Genomic DNA, 18025 nt, shown 5'->3' with positions numbered 1-18025 from the left:
GTCAACGTGGCCAATCGTGCCGATGTTCACATGCGGCTTATTACGCTCAAACTTGCTCTTTGCCATTTCAGGCTCTCCATCTTTGCCCCGTCATACAACGGGAAATTTCTGGTTGTTGTTGTTCGGTTGGGTTACCCCGGTCACTTCTGACCGGAGTACTTCGCCTGAATTTCCTGCGCTACGTTTGAAGGTACCGGCGCGTAATGGTCGAAGACCATCGAGTACTGAGCACGGCCCTGAGACATTGAGCGAAGGTTATCGACATACTTGAACATGTTGGCCAGCGGAACATGCGCGTTGATAACAACGGCAATACCACGGCTCTCCTGGCCCTGAATCTGGCCACGGCGAGAGTTCAAGTCACCGATAACGTCACCAACGTAGTCTTCCGGCGTAACCACCTCGACCTTCATCATCGGCTCGAGCAGCTGTGCGCCAGCCTTCTTCGCAGCTTCGCGGAAGCAAGCACGAGAAGCGATTTCGAACGCCAGAACCGACGAGTCGACATCGTGGAACGCGCCGTCGAGCAACGTTGCCTTCACGCCCAGCATCGGGAAGCCTGCGAGCGGACCAGAGGTCAGAACGCTTTCGATACCCTTCTGAACGCCCGGGATGTATTCCTTCGGAACCGCACCGCCGACGATCTTGGATTCGAACTTGAAATCTTCGCCTTCCGGGTTCGGTTCGAAGAGGATCTTGACGCGCGCGAACTGGCCCGTACCACCGGACTGCTTCTTGTGCGTGTAATCTTCTTCGTGTGCCTTAGTGATCGTCTCACGATAGGCAACCTGCGGAGCACCGACGGTAGCTTCAACCTTGAATTCGCGACGCATACGGTCGACGATGATATCGAGGTGAAGTTCGCCCATGCCAGCGATGATCGTCTGGCCGGACTCAGTATCAGTCTTCACACGGAACGACGGATCTTCAGCAGCCAAGCGGTTCAGCGCCAGGCCCATCTTTTCCTGATCGCCCTTGGACTTCGGCTCGATAGCGATCTGGATAACCGGCTCCGGGAACTCCATGCGCTCAAGGATAACCGGCTTCAGCGGGTCGCAAAGCGTGTCGCCCGTTGTGGTTTCCTTCAGACCAGCCAAAGCCACGATATCGCCAGCAAAGGCTTCTTCGATATCTTCACGGCTGTTGGAGTGCATCTGCAGCATACGACCAACGCGCTCGCGCTTGTCCTTGACCGTGTTCATAACGGACGCGCCCTTTTCGAGCTTGCCGGAATAAATACGTGCGAAGGTCAACGAACCGACGAAGGGGTCGTTCATGATCTTGAACGCAAGCATGGACAGAGGCTCGCTGTCATCTGCGTGACGCTCGATCTCGGCTTCCGTCTTGAAATCGATGCCCTTGATCGCCGGAATATCCAGAGGAGACGGCAGGTAATCGACAACAGCGTCGAGCAGAGGCTGAACGCCCTTGTTCTTGAACGCAGTGCCGCAGAACATTGGATGGAACTTAACGTCAATGGTACCGCGACGAACGAGTTCGCGGATCTTGTCGTTATCGGGCATCTCGCCGTTGAGGTAAGCTTCCATCGCTTCTTCGTCGATCTCGACAACGGTCTCGATCAGCTTTTCACGATATTCTGCAGCCTTTTCCTTCAGATCATCGGGGATCTCGACAACGTCCCAGGCAGCGCCGAGAGACTCGTCGCGCCAGACCAGAGCGTTCATCTCGATCAGGTCAACAACGCCCTTGAACTCTGTCTCAGCGCCGATCGGCAGCTGCATGACAACAGCGGTGGCACCGAGACGGGTCTTGATCATGTCTACGGAACGGTAGAAGTCAGCGCCGGTCTTGTCCATCTTGTTGCAGAAGATCATCCGCGGAACGTTGTACTTTTCAGCCTGACGCCAAACAGTTTCCGTCTGCGGCTCAACGCCAGCATTGGCGTCGAGGAGCGCGATAGCACCGTCGAGAACGCGCAGAGAACGCTCAACTTCAATGGTGAAGTCGACGTGTCCGGGCGTGTCGATGATGTTGAAGCGACGCATCTTGCCGTCGCGACCCTTCCAGAAGGTCGTGGTCGCAGCGGACGTGATGGTGATGCCACGCTCCTGCTCCTGCTCCATCCAGTCCATGGTCGCTGCGCCATCATGGACTTCGCCGATCTTGTGCGACTTACCGGTGTAATAAAGAATACGCTCGGTCGTCGTCGTCTTGCCGGCGTCGATATGCGCCATAATACCGAAATTTCGGTAGTCTTCGATTTTATATTCGCGAGCCATAGGACTGCCTTTCGAATTGCGATCGGATGGAGATTACCAGCGGTAATGCGAGAACGCGCGGTTCGCGTCAGCCATCTTATGTGTGTCTTCACGCTTCTTGACGGCACTACCGCGATTGTTCGCAGCATCCATCAACTCGCCCGACAGACGGTCGATCATTGTCGTTTCGTTACGCTTGCGGGCTGCAGCGATGAGCCAGCGGATAGCGAGCGCCTGACGACGCTCAGGACGGACATCAACCGGAACCTGATAGGTTGCACCACCAACGCGGCGCGAACGAACTTCTACGTGCGGAGCAACATTCTCCAGCGCCTGATGGAAAACCTGCAGCGGCTCCTGCTTGGCTTTTCCCTGGACTGCATCAAACGCACCGTAGACGATGCTTTCAGCGACCGACTTCTTGCCATGCAACATGATGGCATTCATGAACTTCGTGACAACCAGATCACCGAACTTCGGATCCGGGTTGATTTCACGCTTTTCTGCTCTGTGACGTCTCGACATACTATCTGTCTCTTTATCTGGCTATGCACCTTAACACGCGGAGGACCTCGCGCGGCGCAGCTGAATTCGTTGGATTACTTCGGACGCTTCGCGCCGTACTTGGAGCGACGCTGCTTACGGTTCTTCACACCCTGCGTATCGAGAACGCCACGGATGATGTGATAGCGAACACCCGGCAAGTCCTTGACGCGGCCGCCACGGATCATGACGACAGAGTGCTCCTGAAGGTTATGGCCTTCACCAGGAATATAGCCAATGACTTCAAAGCCGTTGGTCAGACGAATCTTGGCAACCTTACGCAGAGCCGAGTTCGGCTTCTTCGGGGTCGTTGTGTAAACGCGGGTGCAAACGCCGCGCTTCTGTGGATTTTCCTGCAGAGCAGGAACCTTATTGCGCTTGACCTGTGCCTGGCGAGGCTTGCGGATCAGCTGGTTTACGGTAGGCATATACCCATCCCTTGCAAAATCTTGTTTACCGACTCTCTCGAGCCAAACTCACGCCGTCTCCGGCCTTCAGCACATTTCAACATGCACAAACGTGGCCCAACCTGATTTTCTGGCTGGACCACCCAAGGCAGAGGACGCATCACCTGCGTCATGCGTGCTACATTCGTGTCTTCAACGTGCGTTTTGGAACCTTGTTTGAGGCAAATCCAGGAACGAGCCGTACCAGACGGTTAAGCCTCACATCGCTTCCGATGGGGCGCGTTTACTGTTTTACCCCCGCTACGTCAAGGCCGATTTGGTCTTTTGCCCCGTATGCCCCGCTTTGCAGCCGGATTTGACGTTAATTTGGGGAACATGCGGAAGATTCATTCGGTTGAGACCATTAACACATGCGCAAGGCCACGCACATCGATAAGTATGTATTCATTGGTGTCGCGCTAAACCGCGACTCGCTTTGATATTGATCCGGAGACCTCGCTGATGATCAGCCAACCTGACAACGACAACAATCTCGACAAGCCTATGGTCTTCATCATTGTCGGCAAGGGCTATGAAGCCAAGGACAGTGAGGGCGTCGACCTCCATATTCTTCTGAGCGCGCCGGACGATGACACTGCCGTTCGTGAAGCGCTCAACGCACTCTCCGAGGAAGGCTTCCTTGAGGCGGATCTAGACCAGATCGGCGTTTTGACCGAGGAGCCGGTTGAAGAACCCCATGCATCGGCCTATCAGGGCGCTCTGGAAGGCGAAGTATCGATCATTCGCTTCGCATAAGCACATGCACGCGCTAGCAGCCCCTGCTTGCTGTAGCCTTCTTAGCGCGAACCGGGGCTGGCTATGATTGGCCTCCCCCTTCCGTCTTGACGCGCGCATACCTTACGCAACCAGATCAAGTGCGCGGGCCTCGGTCTCTGCAGTCACCACAAGTCTCGCGTCCAATGCGAGGTTGCCTCTCATTGAGGGCGGTCTGAGGGCGCCTCTTCGCTCTACGGGCGTCCGCGCCAATGCCTGTTTCGCTAAACCGCCGCAATAGACCGATACATATAATTTGGGTAACGCCCCCTCTCTGCGGCTCACAATGCCACACCGGCACGCGACGGCGCGTGTATGCGCTTCCACAGGCGAGTGCGTTCCCACCCTATATTCGCGATGATCGAAACGCCCACTGATCGAAAAAGCGCGAAAACACACCACACACGCATGAGCCACAGCCAGAACGAGAAAAGCGCCGGATTTTGTCCGGCGCTTTCTTTTTCATTTCAAAGGTGGACGATGTATCGCCCTTCCCTGCCTTACTCGGCTGCCGGAGTGTTTTCTCCGGCCATGTCCTGCAACATCGGCGTTGCTACAGAGGCACCAGTGCTCTTGCGACGCTCATCCAGGATCATCTCATCGCGAGAGGTTGCGATGCGACGGATCTGCGTCATCGTCCCGCCGGTACCAGCCGGGATCAGACGGCCAACGATGACGTTTTCCTTCAGACCTTGAAGGGTATCCATCTTGCCTGCGATTGCAGCTTCCGTGAGAACCTTCGTGGTTTCCTGGAAGGATGCAGCAGAGATGAACGATGGCGTCTGCAGAGATGCCTTCGTGATACCCAGCAGTACAGGTTCACCCGATGCCGGACGCTTGCCTTCTTCGATCAGGCGCTCGTTGGCATCATCCAGTTCGATGCGGTCGACATTGTCGCCCACGATGTACTGGCTATCGCCGGAGTCTGTGATCTCGACCTTCTGCAGCATCTGGCGCACGATCACCTCGATGTGCTTGTCGTTGATGACAACGCCCTGCAGTCGATAGACTTCCTGGATTTCGTTCACGAGATAGGAAGCGAGCGCTTCCACACCCTTGATCGCCAGAATGTCATGCGGCGCAGGATTACCGTCGAGGATGTAATCACCCTTCTCGATGTAGTCGCCGTCCTGAAGGTGGAAGGGCTTGCCCTTCGGAATCAGGTATTCGACTGCCTCAACACCGTCCTCAGCCGGCTCGATCATAACGCGACGCTTGTTCTTGTAGTCGCGGCCGAGACGTATTGTACCATCAATCTCAGCGATGATGGCGTGATCCTTCGGACGACGTGCCTCGAACAGTTCGGCAACACGCGGCAGACCACCGGTGATGTCTTTCGTCTTGGCGCTTTCCATCGGAACACGCGCAAGAACATCACCCTGGCTAACCTTCTGACCCGGCTCTACCGACAGAATGGCATCCACGGACAGCATGTAGCGTGCGTCACCGCCGCGCGACAGCTTCTGGATATTGCCGCTCGCATCCTTCAGCACGATTGCCGGCTTCAGATCCGTACCGCGCGGTGTCGAACGCCAGTCGATAACCTGACGCTTGGTAATACCAGTCGACTCATCGGTCGATTCCGAAACCGAGATCGAGTCGACAACGTCTTCGAACTGAACGACACCGGAAACTTCCGTCAGCATCGGACGGGTGTAAGGATCCCACTCAGCAAGACGCTGGCCGCGCTTCACCTTGTCACCGTCATCCACGAACAGCTTCGAACCGTAGGCAACACGCTGCGAAGAGCGCTCCACGCCGCGTTCATCCAGAATGGTCACCGCCATGTTGCGACCCATGGCAACGAGGTTGCCTTCCGAGTTACGCAGCGCATTGCGGTTCTTGATCTGGATCGTACCTTCGTAGGATGCTTCCAAGAACGACTGGTCCACAACGTTGGCCGTGCCACCAAGGTGGAACGTACGCATGGTCAGCTGTGTACCCGGCTCACCGATGGACTGCGCAGCAATAACGCCAACCGCTTCACCCATGTTGACCGGCGTACCGCGTGCAAGGTCGCGACCGTAGCAGACCGAGCAAACGCCTGTCTGAACTTCGCAGGTCAGAGCGGAGCGAATACGGACAGACTGAATGCCAGCCTTTTCGATCTCGATGACATGCGGCTCGAGGATCATCTGGCCAGCCTTGACCAGGTTTTCGCCCGTAACCGGATTGTCGATATCGTCCAGCGCCGTACGGCCCAGGATACGTGCACCTAGCGATGCAACAACCTGACCGGCATCGACGATCGCCGTCATGGTCAGGCCCTTGTCGGTACCGCAATCAACCATGTTGACGATGCAATCCTGAGCGACGTCCACCAGACGACGGGTCAGGTAACCCGAGTTAGCCGTCTTCAGAGCCGTATCAGCAAGACCCTTACGTGCACCGTGGGTCGAGTTGAAGTACTCGTTAACGGTGAGGCCTTCCTTGAAGTTCGAAATGATCGGCGTTTCGATGATTTCGCCCGACGGCTTCGCCATGAGGCCACGCATACCGCCCAGCTGACGCATCTGGTTCGGAGAACCACGAGCACCGGAGTGAGACATCATGTAGATGGCGTTCATCGGCTTCTGGCGACCGGTCTCGGCGTCGAATTCGACGGCCTTAATGCGGGCCATCATGTCTTCGGCAACCTTTTCGGTGGCCTTACCCCAGGCGTCAACGACCTTGTTGTACTTTTCGCCCTGAGTAATCAGGCCGTCATTGTACTGCTGCTCGTATTCCTTCACCAAGCTTTCGGTATCGCCAACGATCTTCGCCTTGGTTTCCGGAATGATCATGTCGTCCTTGCCGAACGAAATGCCGGCACGGCAGGCATGGGTGAAGCCGAGCTGCATGATGCGGTCGCAGAAGATAACCGTGTCCTTCTGGCCGCAATGACGGTAGACCGTGTCGATCATCTTGGAGATGTTCTTCTTGGTCATTTCCTGGTTGCAGATATCGAAGGGAACATTGACGTTCTTCGGCAGAAGCTCGCCAATGATCAGACGGCCAGGGGTCGTTTCGTAGATCCGCGATACCGGGTTACCCTCGGCATCAACAGTCTTGAAGCGGCCGCGGATCTTGGCATGCAGCGTCACAACCTTGTTCTCAAGAGCATGGTGCAGTTCGCCCATGTCTGAGAAGGCCATGCCTTCACCCGGCTCGTTCTGGTTCATGATCGAAAGGTAATAGAGACCGAGAACCATGTCCTGCGACGGCACGATGATTGGCGCGCCGTTAGCAGGGTGCAGGATGTTGTTGGTCGACATCATCAGCACGCGAGCTTCGAGCTGCGCTTCAAGCGAAAGCGGCACGTGAACAGCCATCTGGTCACCGTCGAAGTCGGCATTGAAGGCCGTGCAGACGAGCGGGTGCAGCTGAATGGCTTTGCCTTCCACCAGAATAGGTTCGAAAGCCTGGATGCCCAGACGGTGAAGCGTTGGTGCGCGGTTCAGGAGAACCGGATGCTCGCGAATAACCTCGTCCAGGATATCCCAGACTTCCGGCTTTTCCTTTTCAACGAGCTTCTTGGCCTGCTTCACCGTGGACGAATAGCCCTTGGCGTCGAGACGCGCGTAGATAAAGGGCTTGAACAGCTCAAGCGCCATCTTCTTCGGCAGACCGCACTGATGCAGCTTGAGTTCCGGACCCGTCACGATAACCGACCGACCGGAATAGTCGACGCGCTTGCCGAGCAGGTTCTGACGGAAGCGACCCTGCTTACCCTTCAGCATGTCGGACAGTGACTTCAACGGACGCTTGTTGGCACCGGTGATGACGCGGCCACGACGGCCGTTGTCGAACAGCGCGTCCACAGATTCCTGCAGCATGCGCTTTTCGTTACGGATGATGATGCCAGGAGCGCGCAGTTCGATCAGGCGCTTCAGACGGTTGTTACGGTTGATGACGCGACGATACAGATCGTTCAGATCCGACGTTGCGAAACGACCGCCATCCAGCGGCACGAGAGGACGAAGATCCGGCGGGATCACCGGCACGACCTTCATGATCATCCATTCCGGACGATTGCCGGATTCAATGAAGTTCTCAACGATCTTGAGACGCTTCATCAGCTTCTTCTGCTTCAGGTCAGACGTGGTATCTGCCAGGTCCGAGCGCAGATCGCCAGCCAGCTTGTCGAGGTTCATCGACGCCAGCATTTCATAAATGGCCTCAGCGCCAATCATGGCGGTGAACTGGTCTTCACCGTACTCATCCACGGCCAGCATGTACTCTTCTTCAGAGAGAAGCTGGTTTTCCTTAAGCGCCGTCAGACCAGGCTCCGTGACAATGTAGTTTTCGAAGTAGAGCACTCGCTCCACATCCTTCAACGTCATGTCGAGAAGCGTCGCAATGCGTGAAGGCAGCGACTTCAGGAACCAGATGTGAGCGACAGGCGCTGCAAGTTCGATGTGGCCCATGCGTTCGCGGCGAACGCGCGAAAGCGTGACTTCAACACCGCACTTTTCGCAGATGATGCCCTTGTACTTCATACGCTTGTACTTGCCGCACAAGCATTCGTAGTCCTTGATCGGTCCAAAAATGCGCGCGCAGAACAGGCCGTCGCGCTCTGGCTTGAACGTACGATAGTTAATGGTCTCCGGCTTTTTGATTTCGCCGTAGGACCAGGAGAGAATCTTCTCAGGCGACGCGATCGAAATTCGAATCGAGTCGAAATGTTGCGCAGGCATCTGCGGATTGAAAAGATTCATGACCTCTTGGTTCATGCCTGTCTCCTTATGGGGCTATCAGCCCTCAACTTGCGTGCGGTACCAGCCCAATACCCGGGAAGGCCGGTACGACGCGAAAAAACGGTCTTAGCCGCAAAATGCGGCAGAATTCCCCTACCCTGGCTTAGAAGCTAAGGCGGGAACGGCGCGCGCTCTGATAAGCGCGCGCCACGTTTTTCTTATTCCGCTGCGTCCGGCAATTCGCCGGAGGCCTCTGCTGCATCCAGCTTGGAGTTTTCCAACTCCACGGAAAGACCGAGAGAGCGCATTTCCTTGACGAGAACGTTGAAGCTTTCCGGAATACCGGCTTCGAACGTATCATCACCACGAACAATCGCTTCATAGACCTTGGTACGGCCAGCAACGTCGTCCGACTTGACGGTCAGCATTTCCTGCAGGGTGTAAGCAGCACCGTAGGCTTCGAGAGCCCAGACTTCCATTTCCCCGAAGCGCTGTCCGCCGAACTGAGCCTTACCACCAAGCGGTTGCTGGGTGACCAGCGAGTAGGGGCCGATCGAACGGGCGTGGATCTTGTCATCGACCAAGTGGTTGAGCTTGATCATGTACATGTACCCAACCGTCACCTTGCGGTCGAAGGGCTCACCGGTACGGCCATCATAGAGAACAGACTGACCAGACGGATCAAGACCGGCACGCTCCAGCATTGCGGCAACGTCAGGCTCATGCGCACCATCGAAGACCGGCGTCGCGATCGACACGCCACGCTTGGCTTCTTCAGCAAGCTTAACCAGCGAGTCGTCATCGAAACGAGCAACTTCATCATGCGATTCACTCGCATAGATTTCAGTCAACTCATTGCGCAGATCGCTGATATCCATCGTGCGGCGATACTCTTCGAGCAAGTCGCCGATCTTCTTGCCCATACCGGCGCAAGCCCAGGCGAGGTGCGTTTCAAGAATCTGACCGACGTTCATGCGCGAAGGCACGCCGAGCGGGTTCAAGCAGATGTCAACATGCGTACCGTCTTCAAGGAACGGCATGTCTTCCACCGGCACGATGCGCGAAACAACGCCCTTGTTGCCGTGACGGCCAGCCATCTTGTCGCCTGGCTGGATCTTGCGCTTCACAGCAACGAAGACCTTGACCATCTTCATGACGCCAGGAGGCATTTCGTCGCCGCGCTGAACCTTCTCGACCTTGTCCATGAAGCGCTGTTCAAGGCGCGACTTGGACTCATCGTACTGGCCACGCAGGGCTTCGATTTCTGCCTGGACCTTCTCGTCCTCAACAGCAAACATCCACCACTGCGAGCGCGGATACTCCGAAACAATCGCGTTCGAAAGCTCAACGCCCTTCTTGAAGCCCTTCGGTCCTGCAACAGACACCTGGCCACGCAGCATATCGATCAAACGGCCATAGACGTTACGATCGAGAATTGCCTGCTCGTCGTCACGGTCCTTTGCGAGACGCTCGATCTCTTCCCGTTCGATCGCCATTGCGCGCTCGTCCTTTTCAACGCCGTGGCGGTTGAAAACGCGAACTTCCACAACAGTACCGAAGGTACCGGGCGGCATGCGCATAGAGGTATCACGAACATCAGAAGCCTTCTCACCGAAGATGGCACGCAGAAGCTTTTCCTCTGGTGTCATCGGGCTTTCGCCCTTCGGTGTGATCTTGCCAACCAGGATATCGCCGGGCTGAACTTCCGCACCAATATAGACGATACCGGCTTCGTCGAGGTTCTTCAGTGCTTCTTCCGAAACGTTCGGAATATCGCGCGTGATTTCTTCAGGACCGAGCTTGGTGTCGCGAGCCATCACTTCGAATTCTTCGATGTGGATAGACGTGAACACGTCGTCAGAGACGATGCGCTCAGACATCAAAATCGAGTCTTCGTAGTTATAGCCGTTCCACGGCATGAACGCGACGAGCGCGTTGCGGCCAAGTGCAAGGTCACCCAGGTCCGTCGAAGGACCGTCAGCAATAATATCACCCTTGGAGATGATATCGCCGACTGCCACCAGCGGCCGCTGGTTAACGCAGGTGTTCTGGTTCGAACGCTGGAACTTCTGGAGACGATAGATGTCGACGCCAGACTTGCCGGCATCAAGATCTTCCGTCGCACGGATTACGATACGCGTTGCGTCAACCTGATCGACAACACCGCCGCGACGTGCAGCGATTGCTGCACCGGAGTCGCGTGCGACGATCGGCTCCATGCCTGTGCCAACGAACGGAGCCTCGGCGCGAACCAGAGGCACGGCCTGACGCTGCATGTTCGAACCCATGAGGGCGCGGTTGGCGTCGTCGTTTTCCAGGAACGGAATCAGAGCGGCAGCAACGGATACGAGCTGCTTCGGAGAAACGTCCATGAGGTTGATGTTGTCGCGCGGAGCCAGCATCACTTCGCCAGAATGACGGCAAACGACGAATTCCTCGAGGAACTCACCCTCTTCATTCAGCGGTGCGTTCGCCTGAGCAACGTAATACTTCGCCTCTTCCATTGCGGAGAGATAGATCACGTCGTTCGTAACCTTGCCGTCAACGATCTTGCGGTACGGGCTTTCAATGAAGCCGTACTTGTTGACGCGCGCAAACGTGGCGAGCGAGTTGATCAGACCGATGTTCGGGCCTTCCGGCGTCTCAATCGGGCAGATACGGCCGTAATGCGTCGGATGAACGTCGCGGACTTCGAAGCCAGCACGCTCACGGGTCAGACCACCAGGACCAAGTGCCGAGAGGCGGCGCTTGTGGGTGATTTCCGACAGCGGGTTCACCTGGTCCATGAACTGCGACAGCTGCGAGGAGCCGAAGAATTCGCGAACGGCGGCAGCTGCCGGCTTGGCGTTGATCAGATCCTGCGGCATGACCGTATCGATCTCGATCGAGGACATACGTTCCTTGATCGCACGTTCCATGCGCAGAAGACCCAGGCGATACTGGTTTTCCATCAATTCGCCAACGGAACGAACGCGACGGTTACCGAGGTTGTCGATATCGTCGATCTCACCCTTGCCGTCACGAAGCTCCACGAGCATCTTGACCACAGCAAGGATATCGTCCTTGCGCAGCGTACGAACCGTATCCGGGCAATCCAGATCCAGACGCATGTTCATCTTCACGCGGCCAACGGCGGAGAGGTCGTAGCGCTCCGCATCGAAGAACAACGAATTGAACATGGCTTCCGCAGATTCCATGGTCGGCGGCTCACCGGGACGCATGACACGATAGATGTCGAACAGGGCGTCCTGACGGTTCTCGTTCTTGTCCGCAGAGAGCGTATTGCGGATGTAAGCACCGACATTGATGTGGTCGATACCGAGCACCGGAATCTCATCAAAGCCTGCATCCAGAATGATCTGCAGGGTCTTCTCATCCAGCTCGTCGCCAGCTTCCAGGTAGATCTCGCCGGTTTCGTAGTTGACGATGTCTTCCGCCAGATAGTTGCCGTAAAGGTCATCATTCGATGCCTTGAGGGCCTTCAGACCCTTATCAGAGAGCTGGCGCAGCAAACGAGGCGTCAGTTTCTTGCCGGATTCAACGACTACTTCGCCGGTATCGGCGTCAATCATGTCGGAAAGTGTCTTCGCACCCTTCAGCGTTTCTGGCTGGAACGGAATGCGCCAACCCTCACCATCGCGCTGATAGGTGGACTTGGTGTAGAACGTCGACAGGATATCCTCGCCGTCCATGCCCAGAGCCATGAGCAAAGACGTCACCGGAATCTTGCGGCGGCGATCGATACGCGCGTAAACGATGTCCTTGGCGTCGAATTCGATATCGAGCCAGGAGCCACGATAAGGGATCACGCGGGCGGCAAAGAGCAGCTTGCCAGAGGAATGGCTCTTACCCTTGTCATGATCGAAAAATACGCCCGGCGAACGGTGCATCTGCGACACGATAACGCGTTCGGTACCGTTCACAATAAACGTGCCGTTATCGGTCATAAGGGGCATGTCGCCCATGTAGACGGACTGTTCCTTGATATCCTTGATGGACTTGGAACCCGTATCTTCGTCAATATCAAACACGATCAGGCGCAGCGTCACCTTCAAGGGAGCGGCATAGGTCAAATCGCGCTGGCGGCATTCCTCAACGTCGAACTTCGGCGGCTCGAATTCGTAGGACACGAATTCCAGCATGGAGGCGCCCGAAAAGTCAGTGATGGGGAACACGGACTTGAAAACGGCGTTAAGCCCCTCATCGGGGCGTCCACCTGCTGGCTCTTCAACCATCAGGAACTGATCATAGGATGCCTTCTGAACCTCGATGAGGTTCGGCATCTCTGTAACTTCGGGGATCTTTCCGAAAAACTTGCGTACGCGCCTGCGACCGTTGAACGAAAGGGTCTGAGCCATCGTCGCTCCTTCAAAAAATGCATCCGGGCCTGCAACGGACGGGACTCGCTGGCCAGTCGGCCCCGTCGGATAAATGGGTGGTCCAATCTCGTTTCTTCTTCAACGCACCGGCCGGATTGCCGCTTACGATGAAGAGAAACCATCCTCTTGAAGAACCCATTACCCAAAAGCCGTTTCACCGGCTTTTGGGTAATCAGTTCAGAGAAACGAACAATGAGAGAGGGCTAAACAGCCCTCTCCCACAGAAAGTTTCAGAATTACTTGACGTCAACCTTGGCGCCAGCTTCTTCAAGCTTCTTCTTGATGTCAGCTGCTTCGCCCTTGGAAACGGCTTCCTTGACAGCCTTCGGAGCGCCTTCAACCAGGTCCTTGGCTTCCTTGAGGCCGAGACCGGTGATGCCGCGAACTTCCTTGATGACGTTGATCTTGTTGGCGCCAGCGTCAACCAGGATAACGTCGAATTCGGTCTTTTCTTCTTCAGCCGGAGCAGCAGCGCCTGCACCGCCAGCAACAGCAGCAACAGCTACCGGAGCAGCTGCGGAAACGCCCCACTTTTCTTCGAGCATCTTGGAAAGCTCAGCAGCTTCCAGAACGGTCAGAGCAGAGAGGTCTTCAACGATCTTAGCGAGATCAGCCATTGTGATAATTCCTTTTGTGTTCGGTTCGAACTGGTTTGTTTGTTACAGCGAAAAACCGCCTCAAGCGGCTTCGTCCTTCTTTGCGTAGGCCGCAAAAACGCGAGCAAGCTGACCTGCCGGTGCCTGAACGACGCCTGCGATGCGGGTTGCCGGGGTCTGAATCATACCCAGCAGCTTTGCGCGCAGTTCGTCCAGAGAAGGCAAGGTCGCAAGCGACTTGACGCCTTCCGCGTTAAGCGTGGTCGCACCCATGGCGCCGCCGATGACAACGAGCTTGTCGTTGGTCTTGGCGAAATCCATGACGACCTTCGGAGCCGTAATAGGGTCGGCGCTGTATGCAATCAGCGTCTGACCCTTGAAGAGATCGATCATCCCTTCCGATTCCGTGCCCTGAAGAGCGATCTTGGCCAGACGGTTCTTCGCGACTTTGACGGTGCCGCCAGCAGCACGCATTTTCGAACGAAAATCGTTCATTTGCGCAACTGTGACACCAGCATAGTGGGCCACGACAACCGAACCGGAAGCCTTGAAGACTTCGTTCAGTTCCGTGACGAATTCGCGTTTTTCCGCTCTTTCCACTGTCTGTCTCCAGTTGACAGGACCGATCGTAGGACCGGGACCTGCCGGGTTGCCTTTGCCACAAGGAACCTTGTCAAAAAGATCCCAAGCAGCGCTCGAGGATCCTGTCCCCCTGCACGCAGATCCATGAAGGAACTTGCGGCACAAGGCACATCAGGTTCGAACCGGAACCCTCAGGGGCGCATCACGCGCGCCTGTCGATAATCCAGATCTTACCCGTCTCATGCAGGTCATACGATTAAGGTCGAAACCACCCGCAATCTCGGACAGGAATGTCGGGTTACCCCGACATTTCCGGGCCCTAAAGCCCGAAAACAGGTTTGGAAGGGGGCCAGCAAGCCCCCTTCCAAAATTACAGAACCGACGACGGCTCTACGCGAACGCCCGGACCCATGGTCGAGGAGATCGCAACGCGCTTGACGTAGTTGCCCTTCGCGCCAGCCGGCTTCGCCTTGACAACAGCGTCAGCAAACGCCTTGATGTTTTCTTCCAGCGCCTTCGCATCGAAGGAAGCCTTGCCGATACCGGCATGGATGATACCAGCCTTCTCAACGCGGAACTCGACAGCACCGCCCTTGGAAGCCTTGATCGCGCCAGCAACGTCCATGGTGACAGTACCAACCTTCGGGTTCGGCATCATGCCACGCGGGCCGAGAACCTTACCGAGGCGGCCGACGAGCGGCATCATGTCCGGAGTTGCGATGCAACGATCGAAGTCGATCTTGCCGCCCTGGACGATTTCGAGCAGGTCTTCTGCACCAACGATGTCTGCACCAGCAGCCTTGGCTTCATCAGCCTTGGCGCCACGTGCGAATACGGCAACGCGAACGTCGCGGCCAGTACCGTTCGGCAGGTTAACAACGCCACGAACCATCTGGTCCGCATGGCGAGGATCAACGCCGAGGTTCATAGCGATTTCGATGGTTTCATCGAACTTCGCCGTCGCACGCTCCTTGACGAGCGAGATAGCATCCGTGAGAGCGACCAGCTTCGTCGGGTCGATACCTTCACGGGTCTTCTGAATACGCTTTGCAACCTTGGCCATGATCAACCTACCACTTCCAGGCCCATGGAGCGGGCAGAACCCTCAACCATCAGCATTGCGCCTTCGATATCAGCGGCATTCAGGTCCTTCATCTTGGCTTCAGCGATCGCACGGACCTGAGCCTTGGTGATGGTACCAGCCTTGGCGCCCTTACCAGGCGTCTTGGAACCGGACTGAATCTTTGCTTCCTTCTTCAGCCAGTAAGTAACCGGCGGCTGCTTCATTGCGAAGGTGAAGGACTTGTCCTGGTAGTAGGTGATGACGACCGGGATCGGCATACCCTTTTCCATTTCCTGCGTAGCTGCGTTGAACGCCTTGCAGAATTCCATGATGTTAATGCCACGCTGACCAAGTGCGGGACCAATCGGCGGGGACGGGTTAGCGGACCCTGCCTTGACCTGCAGCTTGAGCTGGCCTGCGACTTTCTTAGCCATTTCTCTGCCTTTCGTTACAGCCGGTTACCCGGCCAAATTGCCGAAATCATTCGGCGGCTGCGGTTGCGTGGTCAGGAATTAACCGCCCGGCTATCAGGCGCATCCTCCCACGCGCGGGATCTCTCCCGTTCGATCAGACCTTTTCGACCTGACCGTATTCAAGCTCAACAGGCGTGGCGCGACCGAAGATGGACACCTCGACCTTCAGGCGAGAACGCTCTTCATCGACATCCTGAACAACACCGTTGAACGACGCAAACGGGCCATCGGAAACGCGAACCTGTTCACCGATCTCAAACGAGATCGAGGACTTGGGACGCTCGACGCCTTCCTGGACCTGGCCAAGGATGCGCTCCGCCTCATGATCCGGAATCGGAACCGGGCGATTGTCGGAACCGAGGAACCCGGTCACCTTCGGCGTATTCTTGATAAGGTGATAGGCCTCATCCGTCAGGTTTGCACGAACAAGCACATAGCCCGGGAAAAACTTCCGCTCGCTATCGACCTTGCGACCGCGACGAACTTCCACAACCTTCTCTGTCGGAACAAGAATCTTTTCAAAGAGATGCTCAAGCCCCTTCTGGCGAGCTTTCTCCTCGATCGATTCCGCAACCTTCTTTTCAAAATTCGAATAAGCGTGGACGATGTACCAACGTGCCGCCATCTTCATCTCCACAATTTCAAGCGCCGATCGTCAGCACGAGGCCAATGAGCCAGCCAATCAGCTGATCTGCCGCAAAAAAGAACAGAGCAGCAAAAACAACCATAACAAGCACCATGGCCGTGGAGATCATCGTCTCACGACGAGAAGGCCAAGTGACTTTTGCCGTCTCTGCCCGCACCTGCTGGAGAAACGCGAATGGATTCGTTTTGGATGCCATATCTGCCCACGCAATTACGGCACGTAAAGCTGACACTATTCAGCCCCACGCACCGCGTGTCTGTTTGAACCCTACATAAACACCATAATCCCCTCTGACAAGGGGAAAAACAGCAATCATCTATGTTACCGACAAGGTCAGCACAGGTAAAGTTTAGATCTTATCCTGCACTCAACGAGCGGGATGGCAGGGGCAGAGGGGCTCGAACCCCCGACCTGCGGTTTTGGAGACCGCCGCTCTACCAACTGAGCTATACCCCTAAGTCCCGCCTTCTGAGGTTGCCCTCATCAAGCATGGCGCTGCTTTAAAATGGTCCACCGGGATTGGCAAGCCCCTTTTAAACCCTTTGCAAGTTTTTCTCGCAGACACCATACAATATGGTGCCGTTTGCATCGCCAGTCGCCCCTCACTCGCGCGTTTCGACCCGCAGAATCACTTGCCCAGCTTACGCTTTCGCTTTTGATGTTCGATTCTGCGCCCGAGCGATGTCTTCCACTTACGCAATGTTGCCATTGAAAAGAATCGCCGCGCGCTTTCCAGCACGCCCGCCAGCCCGCGTTTTCTTTTACGGGCGAAGTTACTGTGATCGAATCCGAGATGGTCCACACCTGTACCTTCCAGCCAGGCAAGAACGGCACCTTGATCCTTATAATAAAGGCTGAGAGCCACCTCACCCTGAAAGCCGGAATAGCCCTGCGGCAGTCTTTGATAATCCGCAAGCCGCTTGATCGTGGGATTAAATGTAAAACTATACCATGTGCGGTGGGCACCTGCATCGACCCGACGGTATGGGGCTGGCTGCTCGATTCGCGGCAGCTTTTTAAAGCTCCTCGGCATATCGGCATCCTTGCGCAACAAAACCATGAAGATATCCGGGCAGCTTTCAATGATTGCCATTCCCTTCTCCACCGTGCCGGGCACAGGGAACTGCCAATCATCCTCTAGATGAAGAACGTAAGGGGTCTTTACCTGCGCATAAGCTTTATCGATCGAGCGATGTTGCCCCAGGTTCTGACCGTTGACGATGAACCGAATCGGCTGTTCGGGAAATCGTTCAGCAAGATCGCGCACCTGGTCCTGATCGGAATCCTCGATGATGATGAACTCATGGATCGGATAGCGATTGGTCGCGAAGAAGCTTTCTAGCGTCCTGACGAGGAGATCGTGACGGCGACAACTGGTGAGAACAACTGTGAGGTTAGACATCCATGATCCTTCAGCGACAGGCTCGTGCACTTTTCACCGCCGTCAGCCCTCGGCAGCGAGTCTTTTGAGAATGCTCTACACCGGCGCATCACAAGCGCCACATAAAAAAGGTCCGGATGAAATCAATCATCCGGACCTTCTCCATTTCTGGCGAGGGATTTCTCCCTCGCCTTATTCGTGGATTACTCGACGATAGCAGCGACGATGCCGGCGCCAACCGTACGAC

General features: G+C 55.9%; 13 protein-coding genes, 1 tRNA gene and 1 pseudogene. 1 reads left to right on the top strand and 14 read right to left on the bottom strand.

The features are described from left to right. The 4 genes and pseudogenes from ACFSE1_RS11175 to rpsL form a co-directional block, all read right to left on the bottom strand. A pseudogene (locus tag ACFSE1_RS11175) lies at nucleotides 1–66 on the bottom strand (GTP-binding protein); the annotation flags it as partial. 74 nt (nucleotides 67–140) lie between these two features. After that, nucleotides 141–2240 (bottom strand): elongation factor G, encoded by a 2100-nt coding sequence (gene fusA / locus ACFSE1_RS11170; RefSeq protein WP_377400862.1) that lies wholly within the window; start codon nucleotides 2238–2240, stop codon nucleotides 141–143. Between the two features lie 33 nt (nucleotides 2241–2273). Then, entirely contained in the window at nucleotides 2274–2744 is a 471-nt protein-coding gene (gene rpsG / locus ACFSE1_RS11165) for a 30S ribosomal protein S7 (protein ID WP_377400859.1), read from the bottom strand. Between the two features lie 74 nt (nucleotides 2745–2818). Then, nucleotides 2819–3190 carry a 30S ribosomal protein S12 gene (gene rpsL, locus ACFSE1_RS11160; RefSeq protein ID WP_003507760.1) on the bottom strand — a complete coding sequence of 124 codons (372 nt, stop codon included), beginning with the start codon at nucleotides 3188–3190 and terminating at the stop codon, nucleotides 2819–2821. Between the two features lie 480 nt (nucleotides 3191–3670). On the opposite strand from rpsL, the gene ACFSE1_RS11155 reads away from it, so the two are divergent. Further along, on the top strand, nucleotides 3671–3964 hold the full coding sequence (locus ACFSE1_RS11155) for a transcriptional regulator (protein WP_377400856.1): 294 nt from the start codon (nucleotides 3671–3673) through the stop codon (nucleotides 3962–3964). A 518-nt stretch (nucleotides 3965–4482) separates the two neighbouring features. Here the strand turns inward: ACFSE1_RS11155 and rpoC are convergent. From rpoC to ACFSE1_RS11105, 10 genes are all read right to left on the bottom strand, one after another. Further along, a complete protein-coding gene (gene rpoC / locus ACFSE1_RS11150; protein WP_377400853.1) occupies nucleotides 4483–8694 on the bottom strand; it encodes a DNA-directed RNA polymerase subunit beta' in 4212 nt (1403 codons plus the stop codon). A gap of 182 nt (nucleotides 8695–8876) precedes the next feature. Next, nucleotides 8877–13016 (bottom strand): DNA-directed RNA polymerase subunit beta, encoded by a 4140-nt coding sequence (gene rpoB, locus ACFSE1_RS11145; protein ID WP_377400850.1) that lies wholly within the window; start codon nucleotides 13014–13016, stop codon nucleotides 8877–8879. Nucleotides 13017–13273: 257 nt separating this feature from the next. Continuing rightward, a complete protein-coding gene (gene rplL, locus ACFSE1_RS11140) occupies nucleotides 13274–13654 on the bottom strand; it encodes a 50S ribosomal protein L7/L12 (RefSeq protein ID WP_377400847.1) in 381 nt (126 codons plus the stop codon). 60 nt (nucleotides 13655–13714) lie between these two features. Further along, complete coding sequence (rplJ, locus tag ACFSE1_RS11135) at nucleotides 13715–14233, bottom strand: 50S ribosomal protein L10 (protein WP_377400844.1); 519 nt, start codon at nucleotides 14231–14233, stop codon at nucleotides 13715–13717. 352 nt (nucleotides 14234–14585) lie between these two features. Beyond that, a complete protein-coding gene (gene rplA, locus ACFSE1_RS11130) occupies nucleotides 14586–15278 on the bottom strand; it encodes a 50S ribosomal protein L1 (protein WP_377400841.1) in 693 nt (230 codons plus the stop codon). Between the two features lie 2 nt (nucleotides 15279–15280). Further along, on the bottom strand, nucleotides 15281–15712 hold the full coding sequence (rplK, locus tag ACFSE1_RS11125; RefSeq protein ID WP_377400838.1) for a 50S ribosomal protein L11: 432 nt from the start codon (nucleotides 15710–15712) through the stop codon (nucleotides 15281–15283). Between the two features lie 133 nt (nucleotides 15713–15845). Continuing rightward, on the bottom strand, nucleotides 15846–16376 hold the full coding sequence (gene nusG, locus ACFSE1_RS11120) for a transcription termination/antitermination protein NusG (RefSeq protein WP_377400835.1): 531 nt from the start codon (nucleotides 16374–16376) through the stop codon (nucleotides 15846–15848). Between the two features lie 16 nt (nucleotides 16377–16392). Beyond that, nucleotides 16393–16593 carry a preprotein translocase subunit SecE gene (gene secE, locus ACFSE1_RS11115; protein ID WP_377400832.1) on the bottom strand — a complete coding sequence of 67 codons (201 nt, stop codon included), beginning with the start codon at nucleotides 16591–16593 and terminating at the stop codon, nucleotides 16393–16395. Between the two features lie 184 nt (nucleotides 16594–16777). Continuing rightward, a tRNA-Trp gene (locus ACFSE1_RS11110) sits at nucleotides 16778–16853 on the bottom strand. Nucleotides 16854–17025: 172 nt separating this feature from the next. After that, nucleotides 17026–17799, bottom strand: a complete 774-nt coding sequence (locus ACFSE1_RS11105; RefSeq protein ID WP_377400829.1) for a glycosyltransferase — start codon at nucleotides 17797–17799, stop codon at nucleotides 17026–17028. Between the last annotated feature and the right edge of the window lie 226 nt (nucleotides 17800–18025).

Source organism: Affinirhizobium helianthi (genome assembly GCF_042680945.1).
In the GTDB taxonomy this organism is placed as follows: domain Bacteria; phylum Pseudomonadota; class Alphaproteobacteria; order Rhizobiales; family Rhizobiaceae; genus Neorhizobium; species Neorhizobium helianthi.
This window is presented reverse-complemented; position numbering and strand designations above follow the sequence as displayed.

What these genes read in the sequence shown, in the direction of transcription:
- fusA (WP_377400862.1), bottom strand. Translation starts at nt 2,240, where the DNA reads ATGGCTCGCGAATATAAAATCGAAGACTACCGAAATTTCGGTATTATG.
- rpsG (WP_377400859.1), bottom strand. Translation starts at nt 2,744, where the DNA reads ATGTCGAGACGTCACAGAGCAGAAAAGCGTGAAATCAACCCGGATCCG.
- rpsL (WP_003507760.1), bottom strand. Translation starts at nt 3,190, where the DNA reads ATGCCTACCGTAAACCAGCTGATCCGCAAGCCTCGCCAGGCACAGGTC.
- ACFSE1_RS11155 (WP_377400856.1), top strand. Translation starts at nt 3,671, where the DNA reads ATGATCAGCCAACCTGACAACGACAACAATCTCGACAAGCCTATGGTC.
- rpoC (WP_377400853.1), bottom strand. Translation starts at nt 8,694, where the DNA reads ATGAACCAAGAGGTCATGAATCTTTTCAATCCGCAGATGCCTGCGCAA.
- rpoB (WP_377400850.1), bottom strand. Translation starts at nt 13,016, where the DNA reads ATGGCTCAGACCCTTTCGTTCAACGGTCGCAGGCGCGTACGCAAGTTT.
- rplL (WP_377400847.1), bottom strand. Translation starts at nt 13,654, where the DNA reads ATGGCTGATCTCGCTAAGATCGTTGAAGACCTCTCTGCTCTGACCGTT.
- rplA (WP_377400841.1), bottom strand. Translation starts at nt 15,278, where the DNA reads ATGGCCAAGGTTGCAAAGCGTATTCAGAAGACCCGTGAAGGTATCGAC.
- rplK (WP_377400838.1), bottom strand. Translation starts at nt 15,712, where the DNA reads ATGGCTAAGAAAGTCGCAGGCCAGCTCAAGCTGCAGGTCAAGGCAGGG.
- nusG (WP_377400835.1), bottom strand. Translation starts at nt 16,376, where the DNA reads ATGGCGGCACGTTGGTACATCGTCCACGCTTATTCGAATTTTGAAAAG.
- secE (WP_377400832.1), bottom strand. Translation starts at nt 16,593, where the DNA reads ATGGCATCCAAAACGAATCCATTCGCGTTTCTCCAGCAGGTGCGGGCA.
- ACFSE1_RS11105 (WP_377400829.1), bottom strand. Translation starts at nt 17,799, where the DNA reads ATGTCTAACCTCACAGTTGTTCTCACCAGTTGTCGCCGTCACGATCTC.